Raw genomic sequence first — 18,210 nt, 5'->3', positions numbered from 1 at the left:
GCAATACTCCATCAGTCCCGCGCTGGACTAAGATTGGCCATTTTTTCGGTTGCTGTATTCTTTTTCGCTGGATTACTCGCCTCTAAAAGATTTCGTTGATTAGCCAGAGCTGCCAACGTCTCCTCGCTGGCCATCGGCGTCTCAGTGGCATCAACCTGCGCGCCAGGGCGAACTCGCTGTAATCCACTCACCACGATACGATCATCTTTTCGCAATCCATCACGAACAATGCGCAACCCTTCCAACATGGGACCTAGTTCCACGGTGCGATAAACCGCATAATTATTTTTGTCTACAACAAGCACGAATTTTTTTCCTAAATCGGTACCGACTGCTTCATCTTTTATTAATAATGCAGAGTAAATGTTACTACCGACCAATCGCAATCGCGCATAAAGACCTGCTGTATATAAACCCTCACGGTTATCAAATACTGCGCGACCACGAATAGTACCTGTTTTAGGATTAACATGATTATCAACGAAGTTCATCCTCCCTAAATGCCTCTCACCATCTTCGTTTGATAACCCCATGTACACGGGAGTGTTCTGACCTCGCTGACCATAAAGTGCCAGTTGGTTATATTTGAGAAATACGCGCTCGTCTGCGTCAAAATAAGCATACATCTTATCGATGGACACCACATGCGTCAGGGTACTTGTATTGGATGTAACAATATTTCCAGCAGTTATTTCTGCACGGCTTACTCGACCTGAAATGGGAGCTACCACGCGAGTAAAACTTAGATTTAGTCGCGCCAGATTCAACTGCGCCGTTACAGAATCCACCACGGCTTGCGCCTCTTTAGACGCTGTATTACGTGACTCCGACAACTCAGACGAAATAGCGTTGCTGGTCAGCAGCCGCGCACCTCGCAGGGCTTCACTCTTTGTCCTAGACGCTGTAGCACGTACCTGTTGAAGTTTGGCTTCAAGGCGAAGAACCTCGTACTCAAAACTTCTAGGGTCAATCTGAAACAGCAACTCCCCTTTTTCTATTAATGCACCGTCAACAAATGCAACCTTGTCGATTTGACCTGACACTCGTGGGCGAACGTCGACTGTTTCCGGTGCTTCCAAATGAGCAGTAAATTCGTCCCATTCGTTAACTGGTTGTTCCAGAACGGTTGATACGGTAACTTTGACAGCTGCGGTAGTTATAATAGGACGCTGGGTTTTCTCGCACGCAGCGAGGATTGCCAAAGCCAATATTACAAATAGGTAACGCACAGTGCTGCGTGATGCTTCCATGATGAATGCACGCTCGATAGTTGATAATAAATAAGTCACTCCCTTGAAAGCGACATCGTGATTTTGTTATGGGCTGTTAATTTTCAAAATACTAATTTTACGAATAAGAACTGAAAACACAGCAAATCTAATATTTATTTAACCTGAACGCATCCAACAGTAATTTCGCAAAAAATAGGCTGACTAATTTTTTGTATCGTCAACCTCGTTCAGCACGCTGAATTATTTGAGGTGGTTGGCCGAACGCCCTGAGAAATGCACGCCGCATTCGCTCTCGGCCGCCAAACCCAGTATCAGCGGCCACCCTGTCAATCGAATAATGGCCTGCTTCTATCATTAACCGAGCCGACTCCACTCTAAGATTTTCAATTGCTTTGGCGGGTGATTGTCCAGTCTCGTCCTGAAACACACGACTGAATTGACGAGGGCTTAGATTCGCTGCATTCGCTAACTCATTTACTGATAGATCAGACTGCAAATTTTGCTTGGCATACGTTAAGACATCCTGAATTCGATCTGTCCTAGGCTGCAGACTTAACATCACTGAAAACTGTGACTGCCCGCCAGCGCGACGATGGTATAAGACCATGCGCTTCGCAACTTGGCGTGCAACGTCCCCACCGAGGTCAGCCTCTACTAACGCCAAGGCCAAATCTATACACGCGCTCATTCCTGCCGACGTCCACATTTTTCCATCATTGATGAATATGCAATCCTCTTCGACTTTCACTTTTGGATAAGATCGTTGAAATTCGCGTGCTCTAAACCAATGCGTGGTCGCTCGCCGTCCATCTAATAATCCTGCTTCCGCGAGTACATAAGCACCTGTGCATATCGCACCTATGCGACGTGTTACCGAGTTTGATTCACGTATATAAGCAACTAGTCCTGGAGTCATCGGTGTAGCACTATTATCACCCATGACAATCAATGTATCGAAAAGACGATGATCCAATGATATCGTATCGACACAGAAACCAACCGAGGTCTTCACTAGGCCACCGCGCTCTGACAGAAGACTAATATTATAGATTTTATCACCCATTACGATGTTCGCTAACTCGAAAGCTGAGCACATCGACAATCCAAGCACCTGAAACTCCGGATAAATGAGAAGCCCTATATCGAGCATACGTGAGATCCCTAAAAAAAATAATAACAATACTGATGCTTTATAGATGAAGAATATAATCTACGCTGACATCTACACTCACCCTTGATATTTCACACCCTCAAAAAACAGTATTGAAACAAATAAACACTTACCAAAACCTAAGCAATTCAAGTAAAAAACCTACGAAACGAAAAAAATTCACTCATGTGCTACTATCTATCAGCCAATATATTTAAGTGAAAAATAACTAAGCGCATGATTTGATTTACACCCAAACGTCGAGTCTCAACAATGGCGTGATCAATCGTGACCATCGTTGATTTTTCTAGTGAGAGAGCACCTAGGTCAGTGTTCGTTTTGCTTCATTACTATAGCTTACAGCTAAATAAACATGGCCGTATGCCATATACACCACCTTTTAGGCCATAGAAAATACTAATCGATTGGAATGTTTAAAGCCCGATGGTCTCGTTGTTGCTTCCCCACTCGACCTGTCTTGAAAAAAATTATATTACATAGAGCGTTAAATTTAGTTTCTAAGTCAATCTGCTGCATGCGAGGATCCTAAGCATTACCAGACCCGGCGATACGTTGACGTTTCCTGTTAGCTCCGGCACGAAAAACGAATAACACGTTTTGCCTCGCACATTGCCATGTTGATCAATCGGTGGCGGGCGTTATACCGAGAATGGTTTGGTACATTTTCGAAGCACTCACGAGCCAAAGCACTTTGCCATTTCGAACCTGGAAACAAGATATGGAGTCATTATGGTCTCGTAAAAAAAGATCATAATGAAGCACTCATCTGCAATCGATATTCAGCTGTCTATCAATACAAATATGCTTTCAGTTGGCGACAACACGTCTGACGTCAGCATATGTGTTTGGGACTCTAAATTATCCGCTGTCGCGACAGTTTCAATGCAGAGAAAAAAACACGGTGATTTTAACAATCAGACGCTCCGCTGTAAACAAATGGCATGAATACCAAGATCAGTACTGCAGGACATTAACCAATGAACCAATGAACCAATGAACCAATGAACCAATGAACCGATGAACCGATGAACTAAGTGTCTGAGTGATTCAATATCTCGGCCAACGTCGGACAACAGTAATTTTGTTACACCTATATAAGGACACCACACAATGAGTCCTTCGTTAGTTGCCAAATTGGCAACGATTTTTTTGCTTGAAAATAGAAATTAATTCGTACACCATTATCATAGTCGATGATAAAAACACCAAAAAAAAGGAAATACCGTGTCCTATCGCATCAGTGTGAGCCATCTTGAAAAAGAAACTGTAGTTTCCGTTGAAATTTTTAGTGCCAGTGAGGAGTCCAGATCGGCCCGGATTTCTCAATTCCAATGTATCGGCTGGCTCTTGGGTATATTTGACTATGCTCAGCGCCTGGTTGACGGGTCTGATGGGCTTTTGAACACTGGGTATGACCAGGAAGCGCTCGAGCGTGTGGCGAGGCTATTGCCTGATCAAGCAAGCCGACTGCTTGCACTGACGACTCTCAAGGATCGCTTTGAATACGTGTGGGACGTCATTGGAGAAAGTGAACGTGAGTTGGCGAGAGTCATGGATTTTCGTTACTACGACAATTTTTGGCCTGACTTCGACTCCTACAGCATTCTTTGGAATCCTACTCCCACTCCGTACCCGGGTCAGAATCTTCCTTTGCCGGATGCCCTATACCATATTGAAAACCAAGCGCAGATCACAGGCGGGAGTACTGTTTCAATATTGTCGGCAGCAGATGAGCGACGGGGTCTCTAGACGCCACATTGACAGGACTAATGATTTTGGATACTTCAATCGGGCGCTATGATGGCGCCCAAATTTTAGGTGTTTGGATATGCGTAAATCTTATTCGAGCAAGTTAAAATTCAAAGCGGTCGACACATATGTGGTGGCTAGCTCACTACGCCGAACGGTCACCGGCAAGCGCTCAAACATACATGATCTATTAAATGCATTTACACTAAGGATACTTGTCCAATTAGGAATTCTTAATCAAATATAAAGGACTCTCTAACAGCGGCTTACCCCATCTGCGTCAATAAGCTCTGCATTGCGGGCGTGAGTTCAAGCCAGTCTCGATAGGTCACACACAGATAGCAGCGGGCCATTCATCTTCAATCATGAACGTGTGATACGAGTACCGGGGTTTGTATCCAGCCGCTATGCTTAAGGTCAATACGTCTAAACCTATCCCCTCATTAGCTATTGTGCACACTCATCGAAAGTCTTCATCTGTATGCGAACCATTAAATCGTGGCCGAAGCGCGAGCTTGCTCCGAGGAGATGTGCACAGGGATCCATCAGCGCGGCTTCACGAATACGTCGGATAGAATCAGCACGCATCTTGGTGTGCTGGAAAGCAAACGAGCCGTCATAGCTGAGTGATGGCCGACCTGATGGCTGTACGTAGTTCAGAAAAAGCGACGAATCATGAAGACTCATTTGTTTATAAGTGACCAGGGTATTTCCTTAAGTCGCGGTTCACGCCGTTTCTATCGATTTCCAAGCCTGGAAAATTAGAGATCTTACCTAATGCATGTAAGCAGCATTGGAAAAACCTCTGCAGTGGATATGATTAACTTCTGCTTTTAAAATAGTAATTTGCTGATCTGAAAACGCCAGTTTCGGCCCCGACATCTCAAATGATTATCGATCATCTAGTTGTCGAGTCCGAATTGACCAGTATCGATTAACTACCGCGTATCGTTTCGCTGACGTAGCAGGGGTAAAGTTTTTTGTGTGCGGCAGAAAGATTGCGATCCAGATCGAAGCTCATCAACGTTTGCTCAACGCTGGTTTGTCCAATCTGCTCACCGCCGGGGGCGAACGCAAAACCTACTCCGCCAAATATGTTATTGCCTGGCACCTCGCCGCTATGGTTTGAGGTTACGACATAACTACCTGATACGTAGGCTGCCATCGAACAGGCGATCTTCCAGCGATCGACCTGTGGGCCGGATGCCCGAGGAACGATGATAAGATCCGCGCCAGCTCGACCATAGGCCCGAGCATGTTCATTGAACATCAGCTCGGTACATAGCAGCACGCCAATTGAAATCCCGCTCAGCTGTGCCAACTCAAACCCAGCGATACCTGTATTGAACCATTCGGCTTCATACCAGCCGACGTGGGCCGGAAAAAAATGCTTGTGATGCAGGAACGTGTAGTGATCGCCTTGCAAGGCAAATGCTTCATTGGCCAGACGGTCACCGCTGCGCACCGGACGCGATGATATGATCAGTGGGACATTCAAAGAGGTCAGTGCAACAAGTCCTTTCTCATGCAACGCTACCGATTCAATGGCCAGGTCAATATCGAATGCTGGGAAAGATGAGACCCACCTCCCAAACGGCATCTCGTTAGTGATCAGAATATCCGGAGACGCTAAATGGACTTGCTCCTTGATAGCATTGAACTCTGGGGAGTTCGGCATCAGTCCATTAGGCCATTCTACATAACTTACTTTCATGGAAAACCCTCCGCCAGCTTAGGAAAGCCAGCGCTAATAATTGGAGTATTAGTGCGTTATTAATTGTCGCTGAAAGCTACAGGACTCATCGGTGCAGTATTCACATTAAGTTGAAATACCTCAGGCCGGGAGTAGTGCCCACAAACATCAAGGCCGAGATTACCGGCTCGTCCCACTGACAAGTCAATGTCAGCTTAGAGGATTGTATCCTCGTCATACGCTGGCCCGGTCAACACTTTCCCCCTTCTTCCGTGCATGATCTAGTCCCGCTTCGCTGAGTCGAACCAGTTCCGGGTCATTCAAAGTAACCGCGCCTTCCACATAACGCTGAAAGTGTGCACGGGCGGTAGCATCAAGGTGTCCTACAACCGTTCCGAACGCAACATCCTTTGGATAACCTCCGATGAATGCCTCAGGGAATACCGCCAACTCAGCGCTTGCGTCTGAAGCTTCGCGAATTAGGCGAACTGCTTTTTCGACGCTCTGTTGTGGTTCGAACGCAATCGATGAGGCTTGAACAACTGCTGCTTTTGTCATGATTTTTCCTATGTCTGCGTTGCTAGCGCTTGACCATTCGCCACCCACCATCATGCGCTGCAAAAATCGTAATGCCACTAGAAGTATCGGGGTAACGATGCCGATGGTCGCGTAATCAGGCAACAAACCGATAAAGGTTGTTGTAATGCCCATTCCGAAAACTGTAATGATCAGAATCGCTAGCCGGCCCATTGTATTGCCGATTGGTCTCAACACGACGGAGCCTAACGGTTGGAATAAAAAGGCTACAGCGAAGACTGCCAACGACGATAATAGCGATACGCCAGCAGCAGTGGAGGAAAAAAATATGACCAATGACCACTGCAAAGTAGCCATAGATAGCAAAATAGAACCACTCAATGAAATTGCTGATGCTCACGGCAAAAGGCCTTTTGCACAGTTCAGCAGCTTCGCTTGATAACACCTTGTTATCAGTTTTTTCCGAAAACGCTATTGTCTGCATCATGCTGAACACCTTGTTTGTTTTTGTCATGCCGCACTCAAGATTAAGAATCACATGAATAATTTTTCAAACGAATAATAGAGATATACATGATTAGCATCACTAATATCAGTCTGATCGACCTTAACCTATTGATTATCTTTCAATGCTTGATGACTGAGCGCAGCGTGATGGGCGCACGCCCTTGGTCTTCATGCCACTGAGGGAGCGGTCACCTCGCCACTAAAGCGCCTGCGCGAGCCGTTTCACGATCAGCTTTTTAAGAACCGGTACCGGCATGGTGCCTACGCGACGCGCGCTAGTAATCGCCCTGAAGTGACAGAAGCGTTGTTGAGATTGACTATTCAAGCCACCAATAATTACACCAACAGCTGATCACGGAATTTGTGACGGGCAGGAACGCCTAGCCTCCCAGCTTATCTCACCTACAGGGTCGCGGTATCCGACCTGTTTATGCGATACGAGGTAGCGCGTCATTCCATTTTCGACATATGCACCACGAAAATTATTCACTTTTCCTGTGCGGATAAAGCCCCCTTACTGTGGGCGTTTAGGGCACTGCAGCAGCATCCTGATTTTGGCTTGTCCGATGGTTACAAAAATAAGGATAACGGATGAACGTCACAGACACGATCTACAAAAAAGTAATGTGGAAAATTATTCCTTTTATTTTTCTTTGCTACATCATCAACTATTTGGAGCGAGTAAATATAGGTTTCGCAAAACTGCAATTTATGCACGATCTAAACTTGAACGAAACTGTATTCGGCATCGCAGCATCCATATTCTTCATTGGATATGTGGCATTTGAAGTCCCTAGCAACCTATTACTGTCTCGCATCGGGGCACGTAAAACGCTTTGTCGCATTATGGTTTTGTGGGGGGTAATCACCATTTGCATGGCGTTTTCAAGAAATGAAAACTGGTTATACGTCCTACGCTTTTTGCTTGGAGCTGCTGAGGCAGGTTTTTTCCCAGGTATTGTGCTTTACCTGAGCTATTGGTTACCCAGTCGGTACAGGGGTCGGGCAATGGCCCTGTTCATGATGGCAATTCCTATATCGGGTATTTTTGGCGGCCCCTTATCGGGATGGATCATGCAGAATCTCGATGGCCTTAGTGGCCTGCGTGGGTGGCAATGGCTATTTATCTCCGAGGGGCCGCCCGCCATCATTATTGGGGTACTCGCATTAATCTTGTTGACCGATACGCCGGCGGCCGCAAAGTGGCTGACGAATGAGCAAAAGCAAATCATCGCGCGAGACCTCGAAAGTGAGCGCACAGCTTCGTCGACCTCACCTGCTTCATTTCGAGAAGTATTGCGCGACCCACGCATTTATTTACTGGCACTCATTTATTTTACGGTGACCAGTTTCAATACCAATCAAGTGTGGCTGCCAACACTTTTGCGCAATGTCAGTCAGGCCTCGGTGAGTGAAGTCGGTTGGATCAGTTGTGCCATATCGATTGGTGTGGCTGTCGGAATTTTTGTGGTTGGTCAAAGCTCGGACAGGCTACAAGAGCGTCGTTGGCATATCTTCGGTTGCGGTGCCTTATCTGCCTTCGCTTACTCAATGATCGCATTCACCTCGCACAGCGTGGCGTTGACTGCGATATTTCTTGGGCTAGGGACTATCGGTGGCTACGGCGTGCTAAGTCTTTTCTGGACGATTCCGCCCTCCTACCTTGATAAGCGCATTGCACCATTCGGGATAGCATTAGTCAGCGCTCTAGGTCAGTTTGGCGGCGCGGCGGGCCCGTTGATTGTTGCCAAAGCCAACGCCATGACCGGTAGTTTATATGGCGGTTTTTTCATCGTGGGCCTCATGCTGTTATTCGGCGTAATAATTTTCTTGTTATTCATTCCAAAAACAAGTGGATTACCAACTTCAAAGTTACCAGCACCTGTTAGGGGAGTGCACATTAATGAGCAAAGCGGCACAGTTACGTAGTTTGTTAAGCGGTACAGATTTCATCGTGGCCCCTGGCGTCCACGATGCCTATAGCGCACGAATCATTGAAGCTGCAGGTTTCGCCAGCGCATGCACCAGCGGTGCGGTGTTGTCGCAATCGCTGCTGGGCTTACCTGATCTCGGTATCTTGAGCTTGACTGAAAATGTGGATCACTGCCGTCGGTTGGCGCGTCTAATCAAAATTCCTGTAACTGCTGACGCTGATGCCGGGTACGGTAATCCGAATAACGTCTATCACACGATCCGATCGTTTGAGGAAGCGGGGTTGGCCGGTGTCAATCTAGAAGACCAAGTGGTGCCACGGCGTTGGGACGCAAAAATACGAGGGGAAGTGGTCTCTGTAGCGGAAATGGTACGTAAGGTTGAAGCTGCATGCGCGGCTCGCAAAGATGCAGATTTCGTCATTATTGTGCGCACGGATGCTCATACTGCTCTGGGCCAAACTCAGATGGTTGAGCGAATTAAGTCCTATGTGGCTGCGGGGGCGGACGTAATACTGCCAATGGGGCTACATTCGATGGACGATGTCGGATACGCGGTCGATGCGGCCGGTGACGTGCCGGTATCGATCAGCATTGGCGCATACTGGCGGCTAGATGATTCGTCGTTGACAGAATCGGTGGCCAAACTCCGCTCGCTGGGCGTGCGCCGCATCACCCTGCCACAAATGCTAGCCGCAGCATCAGTAAAAGCCATGGCTAACGCTGCAATTGATATGCGGTTGCTGAGTGGGAATGATCTTACTGGTGATTTTCCCAGCGGAATGTATGCCAGTGCAGGTGAGTTGATGGAGCTTGTCGATGCCGATGGCGCTGTTAGTCTCGAAAATCATTTAATGCATCAAGTTGCAAGGTAAAGCGGTAACATCAGGGTTCGTTGCATGTCATTTTTTTAGGCTGCCGGCCCATGACTCTTAAACAGCTTGAGGCCTTTTATTGGGCTGCAACACTGGGGAGCTTTTCTATTGCGGCTCTACGCCTCCATGTTACGCCCTCGTCCCTGTCCAAGCGCATTGCTGAGCTTGAGGCAGATATTGACAAGCAGTTGTTCGATCGTACAGGCCAGCGCGCGGTATTAACCGACGCTGGTGACCGCCTGCTAGAACACGCGGGCGCGATGCTTGAACTGGAAACCAGAATTCGTGAAAGCCTGCAAAACAAAGAAAACCTTCGCGGCGTTTGTCGCTTTGGTGTGAGCGAACTGATTGCCGCCACCTGGTTTCCTAAGTTCGTTGGTCGGGTACGCATGTTGTATCCTGACTTGATTCTTGAGCCAACTGTTGACTTAACTTCTCGCTGTGAAAAGCGGCTGGTACGCGGCGAATTGGATTTTGCCATCATTCCGGGCCCTCCCACTTCACACTTATTGGCCTACGAACAAATTTGCGAATTGAAATATTCTTGGATGGCGGCACCTTCACTGCTCGCAGCTGGCACACAGTTAACGGCTGAACACTTTCTCCAGCACCCCATTATCAGTCTATCTTCTGACTCCCGCTTAACTGGGCTGACCAATTATTGGGCCTCAGCGCAACAAATCGAATTGCCTCGTGCCCTGACCTGCAACAGCTTGTTGGCATTGATCGAACTAACGGTCGCTGGGGTGGGTATCAGTACTTTCCCCCGCAATTACATGCAGCCATTGATTGAGGGTGGCCATCTTGTTGAGCTAAGGAGTGCGCTGCCTCTACCCGACATGTCTTACTGCTTCGATTGGCGTCGGGATGACGAACGCAGTGTTGTCCGTTTGCTGCGACAGCTAGTGATCGAAGAGGCTGATTTCTCCGCTGTTACAAGGCTGCATTTCGACAGCCGATGAGCTTGTGGTGTCGTTTGATGTGGTTGAAGCACCGTCATCAACTGCGAATGGTGCCTTTGGTAGCAAGGGATATGTTCATATCCCTTGCTGGGGGTTAAAGGCTTCGTTCAATGCAGCGGCTAAATTGCGCCATTGCCTTATCCCGATCTCAATCACGCACTCAAACAGGCGCTTTGTGACGCTGCCTCAAGGGCGTAGCCGTTCACTGGCCATAGTGGCTCGCGATCAAACGCAACATTTGTTCCTGATGCTGCTCTATGGCTGCGCCATCCCACTCGCGATTCGCCTTGGCGTTGAAAATATGCGCGAGCTTCAAAGAGTCATATCGATCCTTTTCGCGAAAATGCTCGCGTTTTTTCCCCACACTCTGGTTGCTGTATGACGAGTTTTCGCCTGGGCTTAACAGCACCAGATTGCCGAAGCTGTCCAAATGCTTGGAATCCAGGCGCCGTCCAAATTCTTCCTTGCGAGGGTGAACGTGCTCAACAGAGTTTTTTGAGGTCACCCGGTAGGCCGCCAGCTTCTTTAAGTCATAAAAATTGAAGCGGCTTCGTTCACGCCACAGGATGTATTCAAGCTTCTGAAACCAGTAATGTTCAAAGCGTGTACCTTGAGGCACTTTCAATTCTGCCAGCACGGCCGTGATAGAGCGCATGGCGGGACGCGTTTCAGACAACAGCTTGAAGCTGGCAATCTTCTGACTGTCCTCAGAGAGCGACAGCTGGTTGTCAATTCGCTCCAACAGCATCTGTACCTGCCCTATCGAGCTAGCTTTACCCGCTATCAGTGCACCGAGAAAAGGGGTTAACCAGTACTGGGCACTGCGTTCACCTGTAAAATTACGCACACTTTGTAATTGGCTCAGTTCACTGCTTTCAAGGGAGGAACGGACAAGTCGATACCCTTCTTTGGTTTTACCGCGCAGTAAAGTAGTCAGGCGTAGATGCCAGTTTGTGCTGTCCTGTTCCGGCAACCACTTGACAACCCAGCGGTCAAACTGAAAACGCACCTGCCACAAGCATTCAATGAATTTCTTGGCCTTGCGCTCATCGAGGTAAGTCACGAAGTCTTCAAAGTACTCGTTCAGTCGACTGTCATGCAGCCGAATTTCGACGTCGTCTTCTTCCCACTGATGCAGGTAAATCCGATAAGTGTGCATCAGCAACAAACTGAAACTGACGATTGGGCGACAGTACCGAATCGGCTTTGTAGGCTTTTTCACCTCAGCAGACTCCTGCCGTTCAAGCTTGGCGATTTGAGCAATAGTCATACCCATTTCGGCCTGAGGCGCGGCGTGATCAAGCGGAAAGAACGTGGCGTTATGCTTTGCCAAATCATCGGCTTTCAGGGTTTTCCAGCTGGCACCTGGAAAAACTCGACGCAAATTGCGTTCGAAGTAATCGTCCATATTTTCGCACGCTTGCCAGATAGCGTCGTAGCGTGATTTGTTCTTTTCAATTTTTCTCAAAAGGCGTGACTTCAGAATATCGCTCTGCTCCAACTGAACGCCGCTGTTATTCATTGTTGAAAACAGCCGATTCAGATCCATCCCCTTGGGCATGACATTGTTGACCCACTTCACCCGAGCGAAGATGTATGCGGCGAGCCCCGACAAAAACCGCTCACCTCGCTCCCCCTGTACGCCCTGCAAGACGCTCAGACGGTCGGAGAGCGCCTTGCGGGCAGCGACCAGGTGCTCGAAGTAAGCTTTCTCGGTTTTCGTCGAGCCCCTTGGTGTGGCGTCGACCTCAAGCCCTGCCCAACTTCCGAGCAATCGCTGGACTTCTTCGCGGATGGCGAAGACTAGCCGGGGGCGGGTTTCGACTATGACAAACGCTGCGAGTGGATTACCCGGCACAACAGCATTGAGTGCGAGCGCCAGAAGCATCAGCGTCGTCATACGCTGCTGGCCATCAATCACTTCATAGGTGGTACTGCTCCCCTCAGAAGATGGGGGAGCTACGACAGAGGTCAATATCGTACCGATATAGTAATGAGGGGCACCCGCCTCATAGGCCGCAATGATCTGATCCAGCAGAGCTGTCACATCCTCGCTCGGCCACACATAGGGACGCTGATAGCTCGGGATGATCAGGGAAACATCATCGGCACAGAGCTGGGACGGAGTCTGAACGAACGAGTGGACTCTGGTATTCATCGTATGGCTGCCTGACTCATTGGAAGCGCTTTAAGCTGGCAACGGATGGCACCCTTGAGCTCGTCGTCAAAAGTGTCACTCAACGCGTCGCCTGGTTCGACTGGCGACATAGAAAAATAGGCCTGCACGGTGCGTACAAACTTGTACTTCACACTGTTGGCATCAAGACGGTTGGCGATCGGATATTTGAAATTCTTTAGCGTCTCCATTAGCACCTCATGGGTGTAGCTTGCAGCAATCCAATCGAGCATCGGATGATCTTTGACAAAGCTCTGTGCCGAGCTTTCACGCACTGCTTTTTCGTTAATCAGGCGGGGGGCAAAAACAACCCGGAATAGCCAATACCCGGCTTCCAATAGCTGCCGATGGCCAAACTGACTGACATACAGCAACACTGCACAGTCAAACAGCCTGCGTAAAAATTCGCTGCCATTAGCCTTAATCACCAAGGAGTCGTAGAACCGATGAAATGACACCAGGCTGCTGTCATTGCGACTGAGCAGCACACTGTTGCGCAGCTGCTGAAAGTAATCGAGGTAGTGGATGGCATTTGCACCGCCATTTATCGGCTGGCGCATCGCATATCCCTGGCTAGCCATGTGCTGGATCTGCTGTCCCAAAGAATGACTGATATTGACCGTGCGGTAGGCTATATCCTCTCCACGCCCAGTGCGCTCTGCAAACTCCGAGACGATTTCCTCTCGAACCGGAACAGGCAGTCGATGGGAGGACAAATGCCGCCAATGAAGGGTTTGCCAATGACGCGACTTCATCACTGCGTCCAACACGTGGCTCAGTTCACCCCATGACTCCCAACGCCTTGCATAGGTATCCTGTTCGTCTCTCGGCACCATGCGTAAATGGTGTGCTTTGAGAATCGCAGCACCATCTAGCCTTACGCCACCCGTATTCTGTGTTTCAAAAAAACGGTAGGCATCATCCTCTCTGCGTGTCACGACCAGCGTGATATTAACCCGGGAGAAATCAATCGCTGGCAGGGATTGCTGCTTGAGCCATTCAAGATTCTTGTGGGCTCGCGCCTGAGACTCGGGTGAGGACAGTGATATGCCATTGGCCAAGCGTCGTTCACCCAACAGATAAGCGAACAACGCCATGCTGATCAAACGTTGCTGACCATCAATGACATTTAGTTGATCCTTGCGCCTGCCTGGCATGCGGGTCTGATGCAGAATGACGCTGCCCAAGTAGAAATCATGGCCCGAAGCATTCTCATGCAGAGTCTGGGAAAAATACTCTTCCAGGTCATTCAATAGATGCTTCAGGTGCTTTGTGCGCCAGCGATAAGGACGTTGATATTCAGGAATATTCAAACGACCTTCGATCAAGGTATCCCCGTTTCCAAGGATCGGTTCGAGACCTAGCAGCTGCGCAACTGATGTGCTGGCCACGACGATATCAGATGCCACAAGATCGTGAATCAATGACCATTGTTCATCCCTGAGCTGCTCAGTCACTCGTGCCAATTCCTAAGATTAAGCAAGCCTGGGCGTTGGCGCGGACTTGAAATTTATGAGATTAAGTAATGGCCAAATGATCTCAGTCAGAATTGGCAAAAACAAGGTGCAGCATTGCTATTGTACTGATTCGTTTGTGGTTCCAAAAAACGCCAAAACCATACTCAGGCATAGCTCTGCGGGCCGAACGAGCTTATCTGCAGACGCATGGGAGAGCACGATTCAAACCGTTTGACCTCAAAGCAGACGCGGTTTCGCCTCTATATCAGTCAGCCTCTGATGCGTACATTTTCGTTGCTGCTCAGGTTGTGAGATCGCTCATGGGTACGTTGTACACGCCTAAAAACCTACGCCACCGAGCGCCGCACAACGGCGCGCCTTCACGTCGCCTTTCGAGGTTTCTTTTTGCTTTTGTTCAATGCTGAAAATCCTGTGATGAGTTGACTATGCTCGAAAGCCGGCCACTAGACCTCAGTCCCCCACTGTATAACCTGACGTTGTCGACTACGGTGGAGAATGATGATTACTGCCACTTTTAGGTGCAGGAAGATCATCTTTTGATTAATATTTAACTTGCCCGCTACTTCGATAACTACATTAAAAACCGCTCGATCTATTTCAAGATCGCTCATTATTCTCACAGGATTGGTAATCTGCGATCTGAATCGGAGAATAGTCGAAACGCTTTAAAGTCAGCATTTGCTTAATAGGACTTTAAACCATCTGCCCCCAAACAATTTTACCCATTTTATAAATAGAATCGTTATGAAATCAGGGCCAATAGCGAGCCAACCCACAATTCCTAAAAAATAACAAGCATCAGGATTACTTACTTCTTGATCCGTTACAGCGCGATCGCTTCATGGTTATATACGGATCTATATACCGGTTTAACCACCGCCCCCTATTATGGAAATCTTTATGTATTTTTCGCGACTCCAATTCGCCAGCATCCGTGTAGCTGGTGCGCTCGTACTTGCAGTTGTTCTCCCGTCCGCGCATGCCGGTGAGCTCGTCGTTTCTGCCGCTAGTAGTTTAACTAACGGTTTCAAGTCGCTAGCTACTGCATACGAAGCGCGCCATCCTGAAACTAAAATAATTCTTAACTTTGGCGCTGCAGATGTACTGGTGCAGCAGGTCATTCAGGGGGCGCCTGCGGATGTGATCGCATCTGCAGATCAAGTTGCCATGGACAAAGCAGTGACAGAGAAGGTTGTCCAACCAAACACACGCCAGGATTTCGCGGCCAATCAAATGGTTTTGATCGTGCCGATCGATAGCAAACTGCCCATTGTGTCGTTGTCAGACCTGGTGGATGCATCAGTTAAACGGGTCGCCTATGGCAATCCTGCCTCAGTTCCGCTGGGTCGTTATGCCAAAGCTGCGTTAGAGGCAGCTGGGCAATGGGATGCCGTATCGAAGAAGGCCGTATTCGCCCAAAACGTGCGCCAGACGCTTGACTATGTAGCGCGCGGAGAAGTGGATGCCGGCTTTGTTTTTGCCAGCGATGCAGCACTGATGCCGGACAAGGTGCGGATTGCACTACGCGTAGCCTCTCAGACACCCATCACGTTTCCACTCGCTATTACGACAAGCTCGAAACAACCGGCAGAGGCCGCGCGCTTTACGGCTTATGTGCTCTCCCCTGAGGGCCAAGTAATACTTGCTAAAAATGGCTTTCTGAAACCTTGAGCACTGTAAATGAATGCTATGTGGCTACCGCTGGCCTTGTCTCTGAAAGTGGCGCTCTGGTCTACCGCGATTAATCTTGTGCTGGGCGTCGCCGTAGCGAAGCTGCTAACGCAGTGGAAGTCGCCAGCGGCGGAGTTCGTCGATTCTATTCTGACGCTGCCACTGGTGTTGCCGCCGACCGTACTTGGCTATTACCTACTCGTTCTGATCGGCAAGCGCGGCATGGTAGGTGCCTGGTTGGAGGGTTGGGGTGTGGAGTTGGTGTTTACTTGGCAGGGTGCAGTGATCGCCTCAACGGTAGTGGCTTTTCCGTTGGTGCTGCGCTCGGCGCGAGCGGCATTAGAGAACGTCAACCCGCAACTTGAAAATGCAGCACGCGTTTTAGGCGTCTCCGAAGCTGGTGTTTTCTTTCGAGTGAGCCTACCTCTAGCGGTCAACGGTATAACGGCAGGCGTGCTACTGGCTTTTGCCAGAGCCCTTGGTGAATTTGGGGCTACGCTGATGATCGCTGGGAATTTGCCGGGGCGCACGCAGACTCTGTCGGTAGCGATTTTTGACGCGGTGCAGGCAGGGGATGAACAGACCTCCATTTTTTTGGTTGTGGTCACCTCCCTTACTTGCATTGTTGTGCTGCTGTTGGCCAGCAAACTGGCGCCAGGGAAGGTACGGCATGCGACGAGGTAAATCATGAGCATGGAGGTCGCCGTTACTACAAACCTGCAGGCCACTAATCGCAGCTTCATGCTGGATGTGTCGTTTCACTCAGAAAGCAAGCGCGTTGCCTTGTTTGGGCCCTCGGGTGCAGGCAAGAGCCTGACACTTCAAGCGATTGCCGGGTTGTTACGACCGGACGCCGGGCGCATTCTCGTGAATGACCGAATACTGCTTGATCGAAGTCTGGATATCGATACGCCTATTCAGCAACGCAAAGTCGCTTATTTGTTTCAGGATTACGCCCTATTCCCGCATTTAACCGTTGCGCAGAACATTGCCTTTGGCCTTAAGCGCGGGTGGCTCAATCCATCACGCAAGGCACTCCATCCGCAAGTCCAAAAGTGGATGATGGCTTTTGAACTGGATCACGTCGCAACAAACTTTCCATCAGAAATATCCGGCGGTCAAAAACAGCGTGTTGCATTGGCTCGAGCATTGGTGGTGGAGCCAGACATACTGTTACTGGATGAACCTTTCGCTGCACTGGATCCGGCGCTTCGGGGTAGGATGCGCGCCGAATTAAATGCACTTCAAGCCAGACTCGACCTGTCAATGCTGATCATTACCCACGACCCAGACGATGTTGCCGCGCTGAGTGATCACGTTCTGGAATTACGCAACGGCTGTATTTATTCGGACTCTCGCGCATGAACTACTCACTTTTGCTGAAATCAGACACGGCTCACTCGAATAATCCAAGCTACCGAGCAATTGCGGGTGTCCTGGACGCTGCCAACACCGGCAAGCTGCCACGATTTGCACAATGGCTTGGTCTGGCCGAGGAAGAATACTGGAGCATGCTGGATCATTGCTTTCCGAGTGCCTGGGGGCCAAACCACAACCCTTTAATAGTGGCCAACGATACGGTACTGCCTTGCGAGTTTCAGGAGTTAGTCAATATGCTGTTGGCTGATTGCAGCAGTAATGCACCAGAAACAATATGGCTCGCGTATGCATTGGCCTGTGGCTGCTTTGGTGGCAACCACCTTTGGCATGACATGGGCTTGTCCGGTCGCGACGATGTAAGCTTTCTTTTGAAAAATTACTTTCGCCCCGTCTTTGAGGCCAATGTCGACCAAATGAAATGGAAAAAGTTTTTTTATCATCGAGTGTGTGAGCGGATGGAGCTTCACCCGTGCCCGGAACCTGTTTGTACTAACTGCGACAACTACTCGGTTTGTTACGGGTCGGAAGAAGCTGTTAAAGTGCTTACCGACATTGTTTATCATTAATCGCCTTGCTCCACAGACAAGCTTAAAGGCGGGTGGGAACCAACTTTTTGAAGGGATGCACAATTGAAGCTGATTGCCAACCGCATCAACGGAGTCCACCTCAGGGATATTCTGCTAACAATTCCGCACCCTGGAGAGGTGGAATGCGCTTTCGCTGCCATAGCATACGGCTCAAGCGCATCAAACATTGCACACGACCTGCTGGGTCATACCGTTGCTAACAAAATTCAACTCAATTTGTGGATGCGATACGATCACACAGTCCCGGTCTCGATTGACCTA

At 49.0% G+C, this 18,210-nt stretch carries 15 protein-coding genes; 9 read left to right on the top strand and 6 right to left on the bottom strand.

Going from position 1 to position 18,210, the window contains the following annotated elements:
• Positions 1-11: 11 nt before the first annotated feature.
• Both AEQ67_RS18835 and AEQ67_RS18830 read right to left on the bottom strand, forming a co-directional pair.
• Positions 12-1,250, bottom strand: a complete 1,239-nt coding sequence (locus AEQ67_RS18835) for an efflux RND transporter periplasmic adaptor subunit (protein ID WP_059405330.1) — start codon at positions 1,248-1,250, stop codon at positions 12-14.
• Positions 1,251-1,449: 199 nt separating this feature from the next.
• Positions 1,450-2,382, bottom strand: coding sequence for a GlxA family transcriptional regulator (locus AEQ67_RS18830; RefSeq protein WP_059405329.1), 933 nt, complete (start codon positions 2,380-2,382; stop codon positions 1,450-1,452).
• 1,245 nt (positions 2,383-3,627) lie between these two features.
• On the opposite strand from AEQ67_RS18830, the gene AEQ67_RS18825 reads away from it, so the two are divergent.
• A complete protein-coding gene (locus tag AEQ67_RS18825) occupies positions 3,628-4,152 on the top strand; it encodes a hypothetical protein (RefSeq protein ID WP_059405328.1) in 525 nt (174 codons plus the stop codon).
• 934 nt (positions 4,153-5,086) lie between these two features.
• Here the strand turns inward: AEQ67_RS18825 and AEQ67_RS18820 are convergent.
• On the bottom strand, positions 5,087-5,866 hold the full coding sequence (locus AEQ67_RS18820; protein ID WP_059405327.1) for a carbon-nitrogen hydrolase family protein: 780 nt from the start codon (positions 5,864-5,866) through the stop codon (positions 5,087-5,089).
• 213 nt (positions 5,867-6,079) lie between these two features.
• Positions 6,080-6,556 carry a nitrilase-related carbon-nitrogen hydrolase gene (locus AEQ67_RS35980; protein ID WP_236710376.1) on the bottom strand — a complete coding sequence of 159 codons (477 nt, stop codon included), beginning with the start codon at positions 6,554-6,556 and terminating at the stop codon, positions 6,080-6,082.
• On the opposite strand from AEQ67_RS35980, the gene AEQ67_RS35975 reads away from it, so the two are divergent.
• From AEQ67_RS35975 to AEQ67_RS18800, 4 genes are all read left to right on the top strand, one after another.
• A complete protein-coding gene (locus AEQ67_RS35975; RefSeq protein ID WP_177333659.1) occupies positions 6,549-6,821 on the top strand; it encodes a hypothetical protein in 273 nt (90 codons plus the stop codon). The genes AEQ67_RS35980 and AEQ67_RS35975 overlap by 8 nt on opposite strands.
• Before the next feature lie 659 nt (positions 6,822-7,480).
• Positions 7,481-8,818 (top strand): MFS transporter, encoded by a 1,338-nt coding sequence (locus AEQ67_RS18810; RefSeq protein ID WP_063854461.1) that lies wholly within the window; start codon positions 7,481-7,483, stop codon positions 8,816-8,818.
• Positions 8,793-9,695, top strand: a complete 903-nt coding sequence (locus AEQ67_RS18805; protein ID WP_059405325.1) for an isocitrate lyase/PEP mutase family protein — start codon at positions 8,793-8,795, stop codon at positions 9,693-9,695. The genes AEQ67_RS18810 and AEQ67_RS18805 overlap by 26 nt, the downstream gene beginning before the upstream one ends.
• A 50-nt stretch (positions 9,696-9,745) precedes the next feature.
• Complete coding sequence (locus AEQ67_RS18800; RefSeq protein WP_059405324.1) at positions 9,746-10,657, top strand: LysR family transcriptional regulator; 912 nt, start codon at positions 9,746-9,748, stop codon at positions 10,655-10,657.
• Between the two features lie 202 nt (positions 10,658-10,859).
• Here the strand turns inward: AEQ67_RS18800 and AEQ67_RS18795 are convergent, their stop codons facing one another.
• The gene (locus tag AEQ67_RS18795; protein ID WP_059405323.1) at positions 10,860-12,815 is read right to left on the bottom strand and encodes a DUF262 domain-containing protein; all 1,956 of its coding nucleotides are present in this window, start codon (positions 12,813-12,815) and stop codon (positions 10,860-10,862) included.
• A complete protein-coding gene (locus AEQ67_RS18790) occupies positions 12,812-14,290 on the bottom strand; it encodes a DUF262 domain-containing protein (protein ID WP_059405322.1) in 1,479 nt (492 codons plus the stop codon). Before AEQ67_RS18790 ends, AEQ67_RS18795 begins: the two co-directional genes overlap by 4 nt.
• A 921-nt stretch (positions 14,291-15,211) precedes the next feature.
• On the opposite strand from AEQ67_RS18790, the gene modA reads away from it, so the two are divergent.
• Genes modA through AEQ67_RS33980 form a run of 4 tightly spaced genes read left to right on the top strand, consistent with a single transcriptional unit; the run spans position 15,212 to position 17,928 of the window.
• Positions 15,212-15,982 (top strand): molybdate ABC transporter substrate-binding protein, encoded by a 771-nt coding sequence (modA, locus tag AEQ67_RS18785; protein ID WP_059405321.1) that lies wholly within the window; start codon positions 15,212-15,214, stop codon positions 15,980-15,982.
• A 9-nt stretch (positions 15,983-15,991) separates the two neighbouring features.
• Positions 15,992-16,666 (top strand): molybdate ABC transporter permease subunit, encoded by a 675-nt coding sequence (modB, locus tag AEQ67_RS18780; RefSeq protein WP_059405320.1) that lies wholly within the window; start codon positions 15,992-15,994, stop codon positions 16,664-16,666.
• 3 nt (positions 16,667-16,669) lie between these two features.
• Complete coding sequence (locus tag AEQ67_RS18775; protein ID WP_059405319.1) at positions 16,670-17,347, top strand: sulfate/molybdate ABC transporter ATP-binding protein; 678 nt, start codon at positions 16,670-16,672, stop codon at positions 17,345-17,347.
• Positions 17,344-17,928 (top strand): nitrogen fixation protein NifQ, encoded by a 585-nt coding sequence (locus AEQ67_RS33980; protein ID WP_082377895.1) that lies wholly within the window; start codon positions 17,344-17,346, stop codon positions 17,926-17,928. Before AEQ67_RS18775 ends, AEQ67_RS33980 begins: the two co-directional genes overlap by 4 nt.
• Positions 17,929-18,210 lie beyond the last annotated feature (282 nt).

It is taken from the genome of Pseudomonas sp. RIT-PI-q, from assembly GCF_001297125.1.
In the GTDB taxonomy this organism is placed as follows: Bacteria; Pseudomonadota; Gammaproteobacteria; order Pseudomonadales; family Pseudomonadaceae; genus Aquipseudomonas.
The sequence above is the reverse complement of the archived record's forward strand: the minus strand, read 5'-3'. Positions and strand labels throughout refer to the sequence as shown.

Coding starts and splice junctions, on each gene's coding strand:
- AEQ67_RS33980 (WP_082377895.1), top strand. CDS start 17,344: ATGAACTACTCACTTTTGCTGAAATCAGACACGGCTCACTCGAATAAT.
- AEQ67_RS18830 (WP_059405329.1), bottom strand. CDS start 2,382: ATGCTCGATATAGGGCTTCTCATTTATCCGGAGTTTCAGGTGCTTGGA.
- AEQ67_RS18810 (WP_063854461.1), top strand. CDS start 7,481: ATGAACGTCACAGACACGATCTACAAAAAAGTAATGTGGAAAATTATT.
- modB (WP_059405320.1), top strand. CDS start 15,992: ATGAATGCTATGTGGCTACCGCTGGCCTTGTCTCTGAAAGTGGCGCTC.
- AEQ67_RS35980 (WP_236710376.1), bottom strand. CDS start 6,556: ATGGGCATTACAACAACCTTTATCGGTTTGTTGCCTGATTACGCGACC.
- AEQ67_RS18835 (WP_059405330.1), bottom strand. CDS start 1,250: ATGGAAGCATCACGCAGCACTGTGCGTTACCTATTTGTAATATTGGCT.
- AEQ67_RS18775 (WP_059405319.1), top strand. CDS start 16,670: ATGAGCATGGAGGTCGCCGTTACTACAAACCTGCAGGCCACTAATCGC.
- AEQ67_RS18795 (WP_059405323.1), bottom strand. CDS start 12,815: ATGAATACCAGAGTCCACTCGTTCGTTCAGACTCCGTCCCAGCTCTGT.
- AEQ67_RS18805 (WP_059405325.1), top strand. CDS start 8,793: ATGAGCAAAGCGGCACAGTTACGTAGTTTGTTAAGCGGTACAGATTTC.
- AEQ67_RS18820 (WP_059405327.1), bottom strand. CDS start 5,866: ATGAAAGTAAGTTATGTAGAATGGCCTAATGGACTGATGCCGAACTCC.
- AEQ67_RS35975 (WP_177333659.1), top strand. CDS start 6,549: ATGCCCATTCCGAAAACTGTAATGATCAGAATCGCTAGCCGGCCCATT.
- modA (WP_059405321.1), top strand. CDS start 15,212: ATGTATTTTTCGCGACTCCAATTCGCCAGCATCCGTGTAGCTGGTGCG.
- AEQ67_RS18800 (WP_059405324.1), top strand. CDS start 9,746: ATGACTCTTAAACAGCTTGAGGCCTTTTATTGGGCTGCAACACTGGGG.